The sequence below is a fragment of the Vibrio sinaloensis genome (genome assembly GCF_000808535.1).
Taxonomy (GTDB): domain Bacteria; phylum Pseudomonadota; class Gammaproteobacteria; order Enterobacterales; family Vibrionaceae; genus Vibrio; species Vibrio sinaloensis_D.
This window is the reverse complement of the sequence record NZ_JWLV01000019.1, coordinates 16,809-32,297: the sequence shown is the minus strand read 5'-3', so window position 1 is coordinate 32,297 and position 15,489 is coordinate 16,809. Positions and strand designations below refer to the sequence as shown.

Below are 15,489 nucleotides of genomic sequence, written 5' to 3'. Positions count from 1 at the left end.
TAAGTGAACGGCATTAGAGCCTAAGGCTCCTTTTTTAAAACTGAGATAGCTTGTCGTAACGAGAATCTTTTAATGCGTCTTTAACACGCTTAAGGTTCTCTCTAAAGCCTGTGCCTCTGCGCAATGTAAAGCCTGTTGCAAGGACGTCAATTACGGTCATCTGAACAACTCGACTTGCCATTGGCATGTACACGTCTGTGTCTTCTGGGACATCAAGAGAAATCGACAATGAACTTGCTTTATCAAGTGGTGAATCTTTCGCGGTAATCGCAATCACCGTTGCACCATTTTCGCGAGCAAGGTTGGCAATCTCAACCAGACTTTTGGTACGACCTGTATGAGAAATCAACACAACCACATCATTGTCAGTACAGTTAATACAACTCATGCGCTGCATTACGATGTCTTCAAAACAAGTGATTGGAATATTGAAGCGAATGAACTTGTTTTGCGCGTCTTTCGCCACTGCAGACGATGCACCCAAACCGAAAAACGAAATTCGTTTCGCTTGGGTTAGCAGATCTACAGCACGATTGATTTGCATCGAATCAAGGCTATTTTTCGCAACATCCAGACATGCCATGGTAGATTCAAAAATCTTGTGCGTGTAGGCGTCTGGTCCATCGTCTTCTTCAACGTTACGATTTACGTATGGCGTACCGTTCGCCAAACTTTGGGCCAAATGCAGTTTAAAGTCTGGAAAACCTTTGGTATCCAAGCGTCGACAGAAGCGGTTAACCGTTGGCTCACTTACATCAGCCATCTTTGCCAGCGTAGCAATACTAGAGTGAATCGCAGTTTGTGGAGACGCCATAATAACTTCCGCTACTTTGCGTTCTGACTTACTGAAATTCTCTAGGTTTTTCTGAATTTTTTCTAATGTGTTCATAGTGTTCACGAGGGTAAGAGAACAACTCGCTAGACATACCAATCGAAATATTCGAGAGGAAACAAACTGTTCCCTAATAGGTACTCACTATCTAGCGCCATAGGGCCAGTATAAACCTAAGCCATAGGTTTACAGTAACAATTATCGGCTCGAAGTGGTGATAATATGACAAGCCTCAAACTAAATTTTGTCAAAACTACACAAATGAAATCTAACCCGCACATTTCATTGCTTATTTGGCCAGTATTGTTGCTCGAATTACAAGATCTTAGAAAGAAACTTTCACTTGTTGCTGATTGAATCGACGACTGATTCGATTCTAGCCATTAAATTCGGTGCTGTTTTTGCGATCTCACGTTGCTCGACCAAAACAGAGCTAAGAATGTCTCGGCTGGTTAACGGGTTGGCTAACACCACTCGGAATACGATGGTATTCAAACGCTCCCACTGACTAGGATTTAAACGAGTCCTTGATACGAAGGACTTACCCGTTTCACGCTGACGCTTTTGAATGTATTTCGTTAACTCGTTGAGAAGCTCATTGAGTTCTGCTTTTTGGGTGGAGTCTGCTTTTTCTAACGCGTGACGCACATGAGTTGGGATGTAGCGATAGGTAAGTAAACAGAGTTCTGGTTCTGAAACGAGTTCAAAGTCAGGCTGCTGTTTGATCAATGAAGCAAAGTACTTGGCTTTCTCGATACTCTGATCGATCAACAATTCATACCCAGGACGGCTGATAATGTGCATGGCTGCGTAAACCAGCATCGCCATACCGGAACGCGATCCTTCCAGTGTGTGGCTACCAAGGTCTTTCGAGCCCTTACGCAGAATATATTGAGCGTGGTGTTCAATAGACTTCATGGCGTCAGGGTTTTTAAATAGCACCATTCCCGCACCCATTGGGATGTAGAGCTGCTTATGCGCATCAATAGTCACTGAGTCAGCCAGTTCCACCCCATCGAGCAATTGACGGTAGTTGTTTGACATTAAAGTCGCGCCACCCCAGGCAGCGTCGACGTGGAAATGGCAGTCTTCTTGTGAACAAATATTGGCGATGTCACGCAAAGGATCGATATTGCCTGTTTCCGTCGTGCCAGCTACCCCAATCACAGCGAATGGTTTGATGTTGCTTTGCTTTAACTCGGCGATTTTCTCTTGCAAGGCAACAGGGTCAATGCGGTTGTTGTTGTCTGTTTTGACAGCAACTAACCCCTCTTGACCGATGCCTAAAACATCTGCGGCTTTTTTCAATGAGTAGTGGCCGCGCTCTGAAACCAATACCGCTAATCCTTCATAGCCGTAGTGCTTCATCGCTTTGAATAAGCCTTCTTTTTCAACACCTTTGAATTCACCTTGTGCTCGCAGTGCATTATTGCGAGCGACCCAAAGCGCGGTGATGTTGGCGATGGTACCACCCGAGCAGAAAGCGCCAAGGGAATGATTTGCGCTGTGCATCCACTGGCTGTAGAAAGAGTCTTCGCGGTGATAGATAAGGCGATGCAGCATCCCAAGAACTTGACGCTCTAGCGGAGTAAACGCTTTTGATGTCTCAATTTTCACCAAGTTTTGGTTAAGTGCGATCATGATTTTAGACAATGGCATTAGAAAATAGGGTAATGCGGATGTCATATGACCAATGAAGCTTGGTGCCGAGGTATGGACGGAGTGAGAGACGAGTGTGTCGAGCAGGTGTTGTGTATGGTCCGAAACGAACTCCGGTTGCTCAGGAATCGTCGCGTTAGAGAAATCTTTCTCAATCTCCCAAAGCGGTTTTTCTTCAGCAACGATATGCTCACGCAAAAACTTATTTAAGTTGCGTGATAGCTCTTCGTCAATTTGGGTTAGCGTTGAGTCTGGCCCTTCAGGTACTGTGAAAATTCGAAGTAAACTTTCGAAGCTCACATCAGCCGTTTTATGTTCAGATACCATACAGCTACATTGCTCTAATCTTTTTTCTTGCAAGCGGGACAATCTAAACGAAAACGGGCACAAAGTCCCGTTTTAAATTCGCTAATCTTAGTTTTAAGTCCGTTAAATTGGTGGCGATTTGAGCGAAAAATCGGCAATACGTTATTGACAGTTAATCGACTCTAACTCTTTGATCGCTGCATTATAGCGCTGCAATGCGGAGTCGATTTTTGTAGGGTGACTTAAAAGGTCGGCAAAGGCTGAACGCAATTCGTAGTTCTTCTCGTGTGGCTTAGCTTGGCGGTCTGCAAAAGTGGTTTTGGCTAGTTGCCCTAGCTCATCACTACGCGACGCAAGCACTTTGATGTCTTTTTGTTCCAACTGCAACCAACCTTCGACTGGTTGGGCTGTTGCAACTTTCGTTGCGTCATTGTCAAGGTAGTAGTGGACGGCGGCACGATTAAGCTCAAAGTGGTTAACACGACCATTCAGAAACCACTCAGAAACTTCGGCTAAATCCGGGTATTGCTCAGCAGTGAGTTTTGACAAATCTTCATACCAATGCAGTGATGCATCGATATAAGCATCGTATTTTTTTGATAGACAAGCATTGTCGGCTGCAACAGCGAGGGACGATGAGGCACTTAGAGCGAGTGCAACAATCAGGCGTTTCATATTGATTCCTTTTGAATAATCGTTCTTATAGGCTCCGCAGATTGTAATTCAATTCTACGGGTGACTTTAAATTAGGGCTTTCTAAATTAACATTGAGCGTCGTGGTTAATATAGTGAATTTTGATGATGAATCCTGAGATCTAGCTTGCAAGAGAGACAAAGAACAGCATCATAACTGGGACAAGCAGACTGAGAATAAACCCACTAACGATAGCAATAGGCACACATCGAACGCCACCTGTGGTTTGTATGACCGGCAAAGTAAAGTCCATAGCTGTTGCCCCCGCGTATCCTATTGCAGTGCATGGTCGTGTGCGAATGAATAAAGGAATCAGTACCAATGCGATCAACTCTCGCAGCAGCTCAATCATAAATGACGCGCCACCGTAAATCGGACCAAATGCATCACCCATCAAGATGCCTGCTAATGAATACCAGCCAAATCCAGAAGACATCGCGAGCGCTTTGAACAGGTCAATTTCGAGGATTTGCGCGGCGATGATTCCTCCAAGCATCGAACTCACTATAATGAGTAATGCAATCACCATCCCATGTTTGTTGAGGAGTATTTGGCGTAATGTTAAACCGCTATTGCGCAGTTGAATGCCAATGAAGAACAGCAACAAGAAGAGAATCCATTCGCTCGCCGTATCGACCCAATTAAGTTCATAAGGCAGTGCCAGTCCGACAATTAAACCGCCGCCGACTACAAGGATGAGTTTAACGGATTCCAACGCCATACTAGACAAAGGAAGCTTACTATTGCTCGCGTCTGTCTGGATGGGTAAAAACTTATCGACTAAGGGCAATACCGCTAGGTTGGCTAAGCTTAGGCAAGTGAAGAACACCGCAGTGAACTTTAAAATAATTTGCAGATTTTGCCCGAGGTTGTCGAGCGCAGCCAAGCTCAAACCCATCAGCGCAAGTATGACGTAGATAAGGTTTGAGGTGGTTTTATTGATCTTATTGAGCAGTGACTGGCTTGGTATCGAAATGAAATACCCGACAACAAGCGGGGTAAAGATAAACAACATCCCTGAAAACATGATACTTCCTGTACATTACAATCCACTCGCGCTGATTAACTCATCAATTTGCGCATTGAACTCAATATCACTTAAATTACTGAGTTTGTACAGTATATCTGCACCTGTAACGTCAAATTCTACCGAATGTTCATCTATGTTTTCGTCTTGACGGCGGAACATTAAGATATGATTCGCGATTCTCGCCAACGCGAGATAGCTGACCGCTTCCTCCGATGGTTTAATCGCTTGATTCGAAGCAACCTCTAAGAAGTCATCATCAAATCCCCAGCTTTCTAAAACAAGCTTGCTCGCTTTGGAACATTGATTGTCGAAGATCTGGAAAGCAATTTCTTCGTCGAGGTAGTTGCCATTTTCCAAATAGTAGTGGTACTCGTTGACGATACAGAAAAGACCGATGTCAGCGAGCAAACCAGTAAGTAGCGCTTTGTCCGCTTCTAGGTGCTTGTATGCCTGTGAGCCACTTTCACGGAATCCTTTTGCCACGAGGACCATCGTTGCCGCCAATTCGCGAGAATTCGCCGCACTTTGAACTAAGATTTTGTTGCAAGAGCCGCTTAAATTGACAGAGTGTTTCAACTGCTCAATCGCTTGTGCAGTCACGATATCTCGTACTCGAAGAATGCCCAACCGAGATACCGCAGTAACCAAGTCGGTACATGTGATGTTTCGGCGGTTAAATATCACCGAATTTGCCACGCGAATAACAATAGCGGCGAGCCCAGGATCTTCCAACAGTGAGTCTGCGACATCTGCTACCGTGGTTGTATCTTGGGTGCACAAACGCTGAATCTTTAAGACTACGTCAGGAATTGGAGGAAGTGATATTTTCTTATTAGCGATAGAATGCTCAATAAGTTGAGAAAACTCAGTCTCAATACCTTTGACTAATAGGTCTTTATTTTGTGGGAGCCAGTAAAATGCTAGGTGATTCATACAGTATTAGAAAGTAAATTCAACGTTTACAGTGTAACGTTTCTCTCTGTATTTAAGCAAACAATTGCTTTCTAATATTGATATTTTTCGCAACGACATATTTCACGAGCGAAATTGCTCGCACTTCTGCATGGTGGGGACTTAGGCGTGATTGATCTCTCATAAAATTCGTCATTAAGTTTAATCGATGTGACGTATGCACAGACTTATTTCGTTTCGTTAACTATCATTTGGGTACTTGCTGTGGTTGGACGAACAACATTATAAATTTCATAGTTCAACCGACAGATTTTTCGCTTATAACTGCTGCTATCTGGTGATCGTAAATAATCGGGGTTTCGATATTTGAAGGATCAATGGATATGACAGAGCAACATTTTATTCAATATGTAAACAAGTTTGGCATGTTTCAAAAGCGTTCGATGTTTGGTGGAACAGGATTGTTCAGGGAAGACGCCATGTTCGCTTTACTTAGCGCAAACAAGATCTTTATCCGTGGTGGGGACCATTTAGATAAAGAGTTTTCTCAGCTTGGTTGCGAGAAATATCGCCATGTTAAGAAACAGACAACGGCGACCGTAAACTATTATGATATTACGGAACTGTTTGAATCGGACAGCGATCGTTTGGATGACCTTGTTAAGCAATCTATCGATTACTCGGTGTCTGAGCGACAGTTTAAACGTTCAGCGGCAAATCGTAGACTGCGAGACTTGCCAAACATGCAGCTCACTTTAGAGCGTATGGTAAAAAAAGCAGGCATCGATGATGTTGATACGTTTATGGAACTAGGTGCTCCGGCGGTATTTGCTAAAGTTAAGCAAGCCTACGGAAGCGATGTAGACGTTAAGCTACTTTGGAAATTTGCTGGTGCTATCGATGGTATTCACTGGAAATTAATCCAGGAGCCACGCAAACGCCAGCTATTGGCAAGCTGCCCATAAAGGTTTGTTTATCAACTTGTTATTATTGCGGCAATCAGAATGAAAAAACCGAGGCAAGTGCCTCGGTTTTTTGTTTAAGATTCTAAACGGATTAGAATTTGAAACGCGTGGTAAACATCAATTGATCACCGTACGTGTCATTGATGCGCGCTTCACCACCGATCGAAAACAGCTCTGTTGAGTGGAAGCGTGCGTATGCAGAACCAATCCAATCTTCTTCACTATCGATAGAGGTGTAACCAACTTTGCCGCCCACTTCGAGTTGCGGACCAAGCCATTGGCGAACACCAAGATTCAGTTCAAGACCTGTGTCGGTGCCGCGTGTGTCATCATTGTCCACCAAACGGAACAACATCTCACCAGTGAAATCAGCCCAGTTATTGATAGGTGCGTGGAAGCCAAAACCCGCGCCTGCGTCAAAATCACCTTCGAATTCAGAGTCAATACGACCGACAAGGTGGGCATTTGGGTGAACAGTTTTGCTCATTGCAGCACCAAAAGTCACTGGGCTTGCGCCAATTCGAGCTTCAACGTAGTCGTAGCTAAAGTTGCTCATTACGGTTGGGCTGTTTGGATCAATTTGAGCGAAAGATTGACCAGATGCTAGCACTAAAGCTGCGGCTAAGATTGTTTTACGCATAAGGACGATAAACCTTTATCTTGTTAATTTCCTTGGTCTTAAGCGACGACTCGCTATGACGATAAATCGACATCATAATGCATCCAAGCGGTTGCCACTATAAAAATGTCATTGTTTTGTCGTGATAATAAGAATCTAGCAAGCTATGTGCCAAAATCGTTTAACTACTCACCATAATTGAGGCGATTTTTCGCCATTTCCTCAAATATTTTTTCAGTGTTCAGTACCGATGCCCAGGACATGAGTTCAGGCTCATTCTCAATCATGTATTGGGTCAATTGTTCTTTGATGACATTACGTAACTCATCGCCACGCCAAGGTTTAGCAATGTAAAAGTGAAGGCTAGAGTGGTTAATGGCTTCGACAGTATCTTCGAGTCCTGCTTGGCCGGTGAGGAGCAGTTTTCGGGTCGCTTGAGTGGATGCTTGCTCGTTTAGCTCAATAAGAAAACTGATCCCAGTTTGCTCGGGCATGATATGGTCGCAAAGGATGAGCGCCAATTTTATGCCGTCGCATTCAGCATCTTCAATGATCTGTTTGGCTTCTTGCACAGATTCGGCTGCCTCTAACGAAAAATGCTCTTCGAATTCATCCAAATCTTGGACAACGCTATCGAGAACTTCTCTTTCATCGTCGACGCATAAGATAAGGTATTTACTCATGTTAAGTTCCTCGTTATTGGTTAGTCTTGGCTAAAGGGCAGCCAAACCGACATTTTTGTGTATTGGTGTTGTTCTGACTCCACGCTGATGAAGCCGCCGTGTTGTCGAACGATTTGTTGGCAAACGGACAATCCAATCCCTAAACCGAAGTTGCCTTCTTTTTTAGTCGTGAAATTCAATTCAAAAATCTGCTGCTGAAGTTCAACAGGGATACCGTGTCCATTATCTTCGAAGCTCGCCACAAACCATTGGCGTCTGTCTTTTGTCACCAGTTCAGTCGTGATGCGCAGTTTTCCTTTTGCTGGGAACGCATCAATGGCGTTAGAAATTAAGTTGGTCCACACCTGCTGAAGGGCGATGGGCAAACAGTACACTGAGTTTGTCGAGCAAAATGCTTTTTCTACCTTATGAAGTTTGAGTTTGCTTTCGAATATCACCAAGGTGTCTTCGATACCCTCGTGGATATCCGCTCGGTGGAATCGTTCATCATCAGAACGCGCGTACCCTTTAAGGCTTTTGACCATATCGGCAATTCGTAGCGCACAGACGTTGATTGATCTTAGCGTCGACCCTGCAAGGTAATAGTGTTCAAGTTGCTCTAGATCGCCGAGCAGGGTTGGGTCTGAGTTTCGGGCGCGATCGAGCCAAGGTTGATACTGGTGTAAGTTTAACTTGACCAGTTTTTTGGCTACTCTCCGGTTGTTGATTTGCTCGTTGACCGTGTTGACTAACGCACGTTCGTCTGCGGTTGATCGCGGTTTTGCCGAAAGTGCGTGCGTCAATATTTCGATGTTTTTGCTATTACTATCGAGTTTAGGTGCATCGACCAAGACCTGTATTTTATCGGTTAACGTTTCTGTCCCACGTAAGATGGCGGCGACTGGGTTGTTGAGCTCGTGTGCGACACCTGCAATCAACTGGCCAAGCATGGCCATTTTTTCTCTCTCAACCAGTTGTTTTTGTGCCTGTTCGAGTGACTCTAGCGTTTTCTGCAATTCAAGTTTTGTCGTGATGCTTCGCTGCAAGCGACGATTAAAGTGACGTAGTAGTAAGTTAGTGAATAGCGGCAATAATTCGGTGTTTGAGTGCATTACCTCGGCAAACACTTCCCGCTTAAGCTTGATCACCTCGGTCGGTTTAAGCGTAATCGCCGTTGAAAAAGAGGGCTCTCCTGTCACAAAGGACATCCCTCCAACAATGTTACCTTGTGTATGCCTAACGACTTCTCGTTGTACGCCCGTGTCGTCTTTCTTGTAAAGCGCAACTTCACCTTTGGTAATGAACCACAAAAAGCTATTTTCTTCCCCTTCTCGGGTTAGTAGGTGATCGGTGGAATATGTGCGGCAGGCTTTGGTTTCATCTTTGTCTGCGAAAAAGGCGAGTAGGGCGTCGGTGACTTGTTGGGCGAGCTCTTGATCGGAGAGTCGATGGTGTTCACTAATAAACCCTTCTCGATACGAGCGCATTTTATTGTCGATGTGGGCTCTAAGCAGGCGCTGGTGGTCGAGTATTTGGCTGTAATGGAGCAGGTTTTCCGAGTCATTCTCGAGAATGAAGGTCGTGAGTTCTTTTTGGACGGTTTTATGGACGAGGTTGTCTTGTAGCGGTTTAGTTAAACAGTGATCTAGGCGTCCATCGTTGACAGCAGACAAAATGGCTTGAATGTCTTGACCGCAACTGATCAGGATTTTACGAGCTTGCTGAGTGTGGCTCATTTTGTCTAGCTGGATTAAAAAATCAGCACCATTGAAACTTTCGTTGTGGCTGGCGATAACTAATGCGACGGTCTGCTTTTGCTCCAAGCAGTAATCCAATGCAGCGTTTGCATCGTCAATTGAGTCTTCGGTATGTAGATCGAATCGAGATGAAAAAGGGCTCAACTCACGACGCAGTTGTTCGACACTGACGGGATTATTATCAAGACACAAAACGGCAAATTGATTCACGTATGGGTTCTCATTCGACAAACACATTGGCTACTGTATCAGGCTCGCGCGAATTTGTTTGAGAGCTGAGTATTAGAATGCTTGCTCATTTTGGAAGAAAGCCAATACTCTGATTTATCTCAATGTTTTTTGGTGTACACTAAATCAAATTTATTGTTAAAGATGATGACATGAACCAGCTTAAAAAATATGGCGCTATTGGTGGCGCGATTGCTCTTGCTTTGTGTTGGCCACTTGCGGTTGGTCAAATCGGCCAGAATGTGGTGACTGATGGTATAAACCAACTGAATTCGGGAAGTGTAACGGCAGAAATCGTCAAGTATGACCGTGGTTATCTCTCTTCTGAAGTGCAAACGCGGTACGTGGTCACCGACCCAGAAATGGCAGAGATGCTAGCCGCAGATGGCTTACCTAACCAGTTTGTGGTGAATAGTCATGTTTCTCACGGTTTACTGAGCCTAAAAGCGCATTCAGTACTGGATGATGTCGATGAACTACCCGTGACTCTTGATACGGTGACACAGTTAAACGGCAATACCGACTTTACCCTTACTTTTGACGCTTGGCATCAAGCCACTGACGATGTTGACGGCGCGATGGTGTCTATTTCTCGTTCTGTCCTTCAAGGTCATGCGACTGTCCTCGGGGAGATAACCTATGATCTCAACGTACCTTCAGTCGAAGTGGATTTTAATAGTGGTGAGAAATTACTGCTGTCTGCACTGAAAGGTAGTGGTCAAGGTCGTATGTCAAATGGCTTATGGCTTGGTGAGCAAATGATGCGCTTTGGTGATGTTTCTATCTCAAGCACTGACCAAGTGACTATGTTTGGCATGAAAAACGCACAGTACGAGTTTTCTTCACTAGTAGAAGAAACGACCCAGCGTGTCAGTAGTCAGCATGTCTTTTCGGTAGAAGACCTGGTGACCACAGAAGGAACGGTAGACAAGTTATTGGTTGATGTTGAACTGGGTAACCTCGACAGCGAGTCGTTTGAACATTTGTTGAATCTTTATCAAAGTAACCCAGTGTTAACGGAAGAAGATGTACAAAGCGCAATTCCTTACGTTGAAACTTTGGTCGAAAAAGGTTTCTACTTGTCGATGAACAAAATGGCCTTAACGCTAGGAGACAATGGCGAGTTTGAAAGCCAGTGGAAAATCACCTTGCCTGAGGGTACAGACAACATCACCCAAAACCCTGCGATGATCCTTCCAGCACTGACTGGTCAATTGGATACCTTTTTCTCCAATGAATTGGTTGAGCAATACCCATTTATTAAGCAAGGTGTTGATGAAGCGATCGTGATGGAGTTTGTCGAGCAAACGGACAAAGGTTATCAAATCAACGCAGAGCTAAAAGAAGGCAATTTATTGTTTAAGAGTGGCCAAGAAATTCCCCTTATGGCGCTGCTGATTTCAGGTGCGATGCAGCCATAAGTATTCTTTTTCAATGTTTATTAAGAAAAGAGGTCTAAAGACCTCTTTTCTTGCTTTTTATCGCTGAAAAAACGTGGTATTAATCCTGTTAGTTCTCAATTGAAGCATGAGCAAGGAAACTCAGAATGGATAATGTATATAACTTTAGTGCAGGCCCTGCCGGATTGCCTAAAGCCGTGATGGAACAAGCGCAAGCTGAATTTATCAACTGGAATGAACTGGGTACTTCGGTAATGGAAATCAGCCACCGTAGTAAAGAGTTTATTAAAGTTGCTGAAGATTCGGAGCAAGATCTGCGCGATCTACTTAATATTCCTGATAACTACAAAGTTCTATTCTGTCAGGGTGGTGCTCGTGCCCAGTTTGCTGCAGTGCCACTCAATTTGCTTGGCTCGGCCAAAAAAGCAACGTACATCGATGCGGGTTACTGGGCAGAAAGTGCGGTTCAAGAAGCGCGTAAGTACTGCGACGTTGATGTGTTTGACGCAAAAGTAACCAAAGCAGGCAAAACTGCGGTACGTGACGTTTGCGAGTGGGTTATTGATCCTGAAGCGGCTTACGTTCACTTCTGTCCAAATGAAACCATTGATGGTATCGAGATCAGTGAGCTTCCTGATACAGACAAACCAATCGTAGCGGACATGTCGTCAAACATCTTGTCTCGTCGCATTGATGTATCTAAGTACGGCGTTATTTATGCGGGTGCGCAGAAAAACATCGGTCCAGCGGGTCTTTGTATCGCGATTGTTCGTGATGACCTTCTCGATCTTGCGAACGACTTGCTGCCAAGCTTTATCAATTACAAAACCTTGGCTGAGAAAGATTCGATGTTCAACACGCCTCCGACCTTCGCGTGGTATTTGTCGGGCTTAGTGTTTAAGTGGCTGAAAGCCAATGGTGGGGTTGAAGCGATGGAGCAAATCAACCAGGAGAAAGCGACACTGCTTTACAATGCGATTGACCAGTCCGACTTCTACCGCAATGAAGTGCATCCAGACAACCGCTCACGCATGAATGTGCCATTCCAATTGGCGAAACCAGAACTTGACGAGTTGTTCCTAGAGCAAGCTAAGCAACGAGGCTTGGTCTCTTTGAAAGGACATCGTGCTGTTGGTGGAATGCGAGCGTCAATCTACAACGCGATGCCATTAGCAGGCGTACAAGCGCTTGTAGACTTCATGCAAGAGTTTGAAGCACAGAACGCTTAATTAAGCAGCCACGTCTTATTGAGTAAGGCTTAACCTATGGGTTAAGCCTTTTTTATTATTTCTCGTTCACAACGCTGACGAATCTAAACTAAGCTATTAACTGAATTGTCATTAAATGTGTGGTTTCCGTGACTTTCTATCAACGAAACTTGATGGCTTTATGCGCTGCTGTTGCCGGGATTCAGATCTTACTGCTAGGCTTCACTCTGCCTGCTCTTGTGAGCACGGTAATAATCTGTGGTCTAGTGAATATGGCGATGAAGGCGGCTGAAAAAGAAGCGAATGAAGCGTTATTGCGACTCACGAAGTCGTTGACGGATTGGGTTCTCCCTGAGCTTGAGCAGCAGGCTGAGTCCCTTCAAAAATACACCAATCAAACATTTTCTGACGTATCTAGTGCATTAAGCCGCTTAAAAAAGTGCCGCAGTGTGCTAGACAAAATCCCTGATCGTGCGCCAAAAGAGATCAAGATCGCCCTGAAAGGCATCACTTTGATGCAAAATGAAATGTCACAGTCACTGATCGAAAGTAAGGCGCTAGGTATAAAGCACGAACAGCTAGTGAAAAGCCTCGAGATGACGAAGAAAGAGCTAAAACGGGCGAAAATATCTCAATGGCAAGATGAACACCTCCTCAAAGTGTTCAGAAGGCGCGATAACTCTAATACTCATTGAGCCGATGAAAAAATCGCAGCCGAAGCTGCGATTTCTCAATGTTTAGCGGTGTTTAGGTTTTCGATTGCCGCTCGGTTTTCCACTGTTGCTGGCTTTGTTGGCGCCAGTTGGTTTACCTCCGCGGCCGTTTTGCGGTTTGGCGTTAGGCCCAGCGTTTGGTCGACTGCCTGACGGTTTACTACCTGGTTTACCATTGCGGTTACCCGGCTTACCGCCTTTGTTTCCACCACGGTTATCACCATGCATTTTCTCAAAACCAGGTTGGCTTTTGGTGTGCTTGGTTGCAAATCGCTGGGAGCCATGACGTCCTGATTTTCTGCGCTGCGCTGGCGTTTTCGCATCAAGATCTTCTGCTGGGATCAAACAACCAGGCTTGTCGCCGATTAGATGCTTTTTGCCCATGTTGATCAATGCTTCACGAATCATTGGCCAGTTTGCTGGATCATGGTAACGCAGCAGCGCTTTGTGGAGTCGACGTTGTCGCTCACCTTTTGCCACTGGCACGTCTTCGCGTTTTTTGTATTTCACGCGTTTAAGCGGGTTGGTCTCTGAGTAGTACATCGACGTCGCATTACACATCGGTGATGGGTAGAAGTTTTGTACTTGGTCGCACTCAAAGTTGTTTTTCTTCAACCACAGCGCAAGGTTGAGCATGTCTTCGTCTTCGGTACCTGGGTGTGCCGAGATAAAGTAAGGGATTAAATACTGCTTTTTACCCGCTTCTTCGCTGTACTTCTCAAACATCTCTTTAAAGCGGTCGTAAGTGCCCATACCAGGTTTCATCATCAGATCCAGCGGGCCTTTTTCCGTATGCTCTGGTGCAATTTTCAAGTAGCCGCCCACGTGATGAGTCACAAGCTCTTTTACGTATTCTGGTGATTCTATGGCAAGGTCGTAACGTACGCCTGATGCAATCATCACTTTTTTCACGCCTTTCACTTTTCGAGCGGCGCGGTAAAGGTCGATGGTGTGTTTGTGGTCGGTATTGAGCTTATTACAGATCCCCGGGAATACACATGACGGACGACGACAGTTCGCTTCTGCTTTTGGATCGCTACAGCCCAAACGATACATGTTAGCAGTTGGGCCGCCGAGATCAGAAATTGTGCCTGTAAAGCCGGGCACTTTGTCGCGGATTTCTTCCAGTTCGTTGAGGATCGATTCTTGCGAACGGTTTTGGATAATACGTCCTTCGTGCTCGGTGATCGAACAGAAAGAACAGCCACCGAAGCAGCCACGCATGATGTTCACCGACGTTTTGATCATGTCATACGCTGGGATTTTTGCTTTGCCATACATTGGGTGTGGAACACGCGCATAAGGTAAGCCAAACACGTAGTCCATCTCTTCGGTGGTGAGAGGGATTGGCGCTTGGTTGACCCACAATTCGCGGTCGCCATGGCGCTGAATCAATGCGCGGCCTGAGTATGGGTTTGTCTCTAGGTGCATGATTCTGCTCGCGTGAGCATAAAGAATTCGGTCGTTATTGAGCTTTTCAAACGGCGGAATGCGAACCGCTGTGGTCGCCGCGTCGTGACGAGATGGGCGAATAGTGATTGGCTTCGCTTCGGTTTCTTGCGCTTTGGCTTTGGTATCACACTGCTCTTCGACCACGTATGGGTTCGGCGGAATAAAGGCTTCTTTGCGCGGTTTCTCGATTCGTGATGAATCAATCACGTTGTAGCCTTCTGGCGCGGCAGCGAGGTTTACTGCTGTACCTCGGATATTGGTTAGTGTTGAAATCTCCTCACCATCGGCCAACCGATGCGCGACTTCTACCAGCGCGCGTTCAGCATTACCAAACAGCAGAATATCTGCTTTTGCATCAAACAACACTGAGCGGCGTACTTTATCTGACCAATAATCGTAGTGCGCGAGTCGACGTAAGCTCGCCTCGATACCGCCTAAAACAATGGGTACGCCTTTGTATGCTTCACGACAACGTTGTGAGTAAACTAAAGTTGCACGATCAGGGCGTTTGCCCCCTTCATTGTTTGGCGTGTAGGCATCATCATGACGCAGTTTTTTGTCTGCGGTGTAGCGGTTAATCATGGAGTCCATGTTGCCGGCGGTAATACCAAAGAAAAGGTTCGGTTTGCCTAGCGCCATGAAGGCATCTTTGTTGTTCCATTCTGGTTGAGCAATGATGCCGACTCGAAAGCCTTGTGCTTCAAGTAATCGACCTATGATTGCCATACCAAAACTTGGATGATCAACGTAGGCATCGCCAGTTACGATAATAATGTCACAGCTATCCCATCCAAGAGCGTCCATTTCTTTTCGGCTCGTTGGAAGAAAAGGTGCGGTGCCAAAGCACTCTGCCCAATATTTCTTTTGCTCGTGAATAGGGGTGTTTTCGCTGTACATATTTTGCTCTCGGATCCAGGGAGCGCGAATTATAGCGGCTTGGCGCCCATCTATCTAGCCTTACATATCCTTAGATTATTGGGGGATTTTAAGTGGTTTGTGTGGTTTATCCGCTGGCTAAACTAATTGGTGAAGGTCAAAGGATATTTGCCCAA

General features: G+C 45.3%; 13 protein-coding genes. 4 read left to right on the top strand and 9 right to left on the bottom strand.

Annotated features, from left to right (window positions below; translation table 11 throughout):
- Window positions 1-34: 34 nt before the first annotated feature.
- From RJ47_RS12190 to RJ47_RS12170, 5 genes are all read right to left on the bottom strand, one after another.
- Window positions 35-889, bottom strand: coding sequence for a MurR/RpiR family transcriptional regulator (locus RJ47_RS12190; protein ID WP_005474070.1), 855 nt, complete (start codon window positions 887-889; stop codon window positions 35-37).
- Window positions 890-1,171: 282 nt separating this feature from the next.
- The gene (gene panP / locus RJ47_RS12185) at window positions 1,172-2,818 is read right to left on the bottom strand and encodes a pyridoxal-dependent aspartate 1-decarboxylase PanP (protein WP_005474061.1); all 1,647 of its coding nucleotides are present in this window, start codon (window positions 2,816-2,818) and stop codon (window positions 1,172-1,174) included.
- A gap of 141 nt (window positions 2,819-2,959) precedes the next feature.
- Window positions 2,960-3,472, bottom strand: coding sequence for a hypothetical protein (locus RJ47_RS12180; protein WP_039484096.1), 513 nt, complete (start codon window positions 3,470-3,472; stop codon window positions 2,960-2,962).
- Between the two features lie 140 nt (window positions 3,473-3,612).
- Window positions 3,613-4,518 carry a lysine exporter LysO family protein gene (locus tag RJ47_RS12175; protein ID WP_039484095.1) on the bottom strand — a complete coding sequence of 302 codons (906 nt, stop codon included), beginning with the start codon at window positions 4,516-4,518 and terminating at the stop codon, window positions 3,613-3,615.
- A 15-nt stretch (window positions 4,519-4,533) separates the two neighbouring features.
- On the bottom strand, window positions 4,534-5,454 hold the full coding sequence (locus RJ47_RS12170; protein WP_038134233.1) for an HDOD domain-containing protein: 921 nt from the start codon (window positions 5,452-5,454) through the stop codon (window positions 4,534-4,536).
- A gap of 356 nt (window positions 5,455-5,810) precedes the next feature.
- Here RJ47_RS12170 and RJ47_RS12165 point away from each other — a divergent pair, with 356 nt between their 5' ends.
- Window positions 5,811-6,398: a TfoX/Sxy family DNA transformation protein gene (locus RJ47_RS12165; protein WP_005474063.1), complete on the top strand. Its 588-nt coding sequence runs from the start codon at window positions 5,811-5,813 to the stop codon at window positions 6,396-6,398.
- Between the two features lie 91 nt (window positions 6,399-6,489).
- On the opposite strand, the gene RJ47_RS12160 is transcribed toward RJ47_RS12165, so the two are convergent.
- The 3 genes from RJ47_RS12160 to RJ47_RS12150 all read right to left on the bottom strand — a co-directional run bounded on the left by RJ47_RS12160 (window position 6,490) and on the right by RJ47_RS12150 (window position 9,646).
- Complete coding sequence (locus RJ47_RS12160) at window positions 6,490-7,038, bottom strand: hypothetical protein (RefSeq protein ID WP_038134235.1); 549 nt, start codon at window positions 7,036-7,038, stop codon at window positions 6,490-6,492.
- Between the two features lie 164 nt (window positions 7,039-7,202).
- Window positions 7,203-7,700 (bottom strand): response regulator, encoded by a 498-nt coding sequence (locus RJ47_RS12155; RefSeq protein WP_039484093.1) that lies wholly within the window; start codon window positions 7,698-7,700, stop codon window positions 7,203-7,205.
- Window positions 7,701-7,720: 20 nt separating this feature from the next.
- Window positions 7,721-9,646, bottom strand: a complete 1,926-nt coding sequence (locus RJ47_RS12150; RefSeq protein ID WP_039484090.1) for an ATP-binding protein — start codon at window positions 9,644-9,646, stop codon at window positions 7,721-7,723.
- A 170-nt stretch (window positions 9,647-9,816) separates the two neighbouring features.
- Here RJ47_RS12150 and RJ47_RS12145 point away from each other — a divergent pair, with 170 nt between their 5' ends.
- The 3 genes from RJ47_RS12145 (at window position 9,817) to RJ47_RS12135 (ending at window position 12,967) form a co-directional block, all read left to right on the top strand.
- On the top strand, window positions 9,817-11,085 hold the full coding sequence (locus RJ47_RS12145) for a DUF945 family protein (RefSeq protein WP_039484088.1): 1,269 nt from the start codon (window positions 9,817-9,819) through the stop codon (window positions 11,083-11,085).
- A 125-nt stretch (window positions 11,086-11,210) separates the two neighbouring features.
- Window positions 11,211-12,293 carry a 3-phosphoserine/phosphohydroxythreonine transaminase gene (serC, locus tag RJ47_RS12140; protein ID WP_039484086.1) on the top strand — a complete coding sequence of 361 codons (1,083 nt, stop codon included), beginning with the start codon at window positions 11,211-11,213 and terminating at the stop codon, window positions 12,291-12,293.
- 152 nt (window positions 12,294-12,445) lie between these two features.
- Window positions 12,446-12,967, top strand: coding sequence for a hypothetical protein (locus tag RJ47_RS12135; RefSeq protein ID WP_039484083.1), 522 nt, complete (start codon window positions 12,446-12,448; stop codon window positions 12,965-12,967).
- A 42-nt stretch (window positions 12,968-13,009) separates the two neighbouring features.
- On the opposite strand, the gene RJ47_RS12130 is transcribed toward RJ47_RS12135, so the two are convergent.
- The gene (locus tag RJ47_RS12130; RefSeq protein ID WP_038134244.1) at window positions 13,010-15,334 is read right to left on the bottom strand and encodes a YgiQ family radical SAM protein; all 2,325 of its coding nucleotides are present in this window, start codon (window positions 15,332-15,334) and stop codon (window positions 13,010-13,012) included.
- Window positions 15,335-15,489 lie beyond the last annotated feature (155 nt).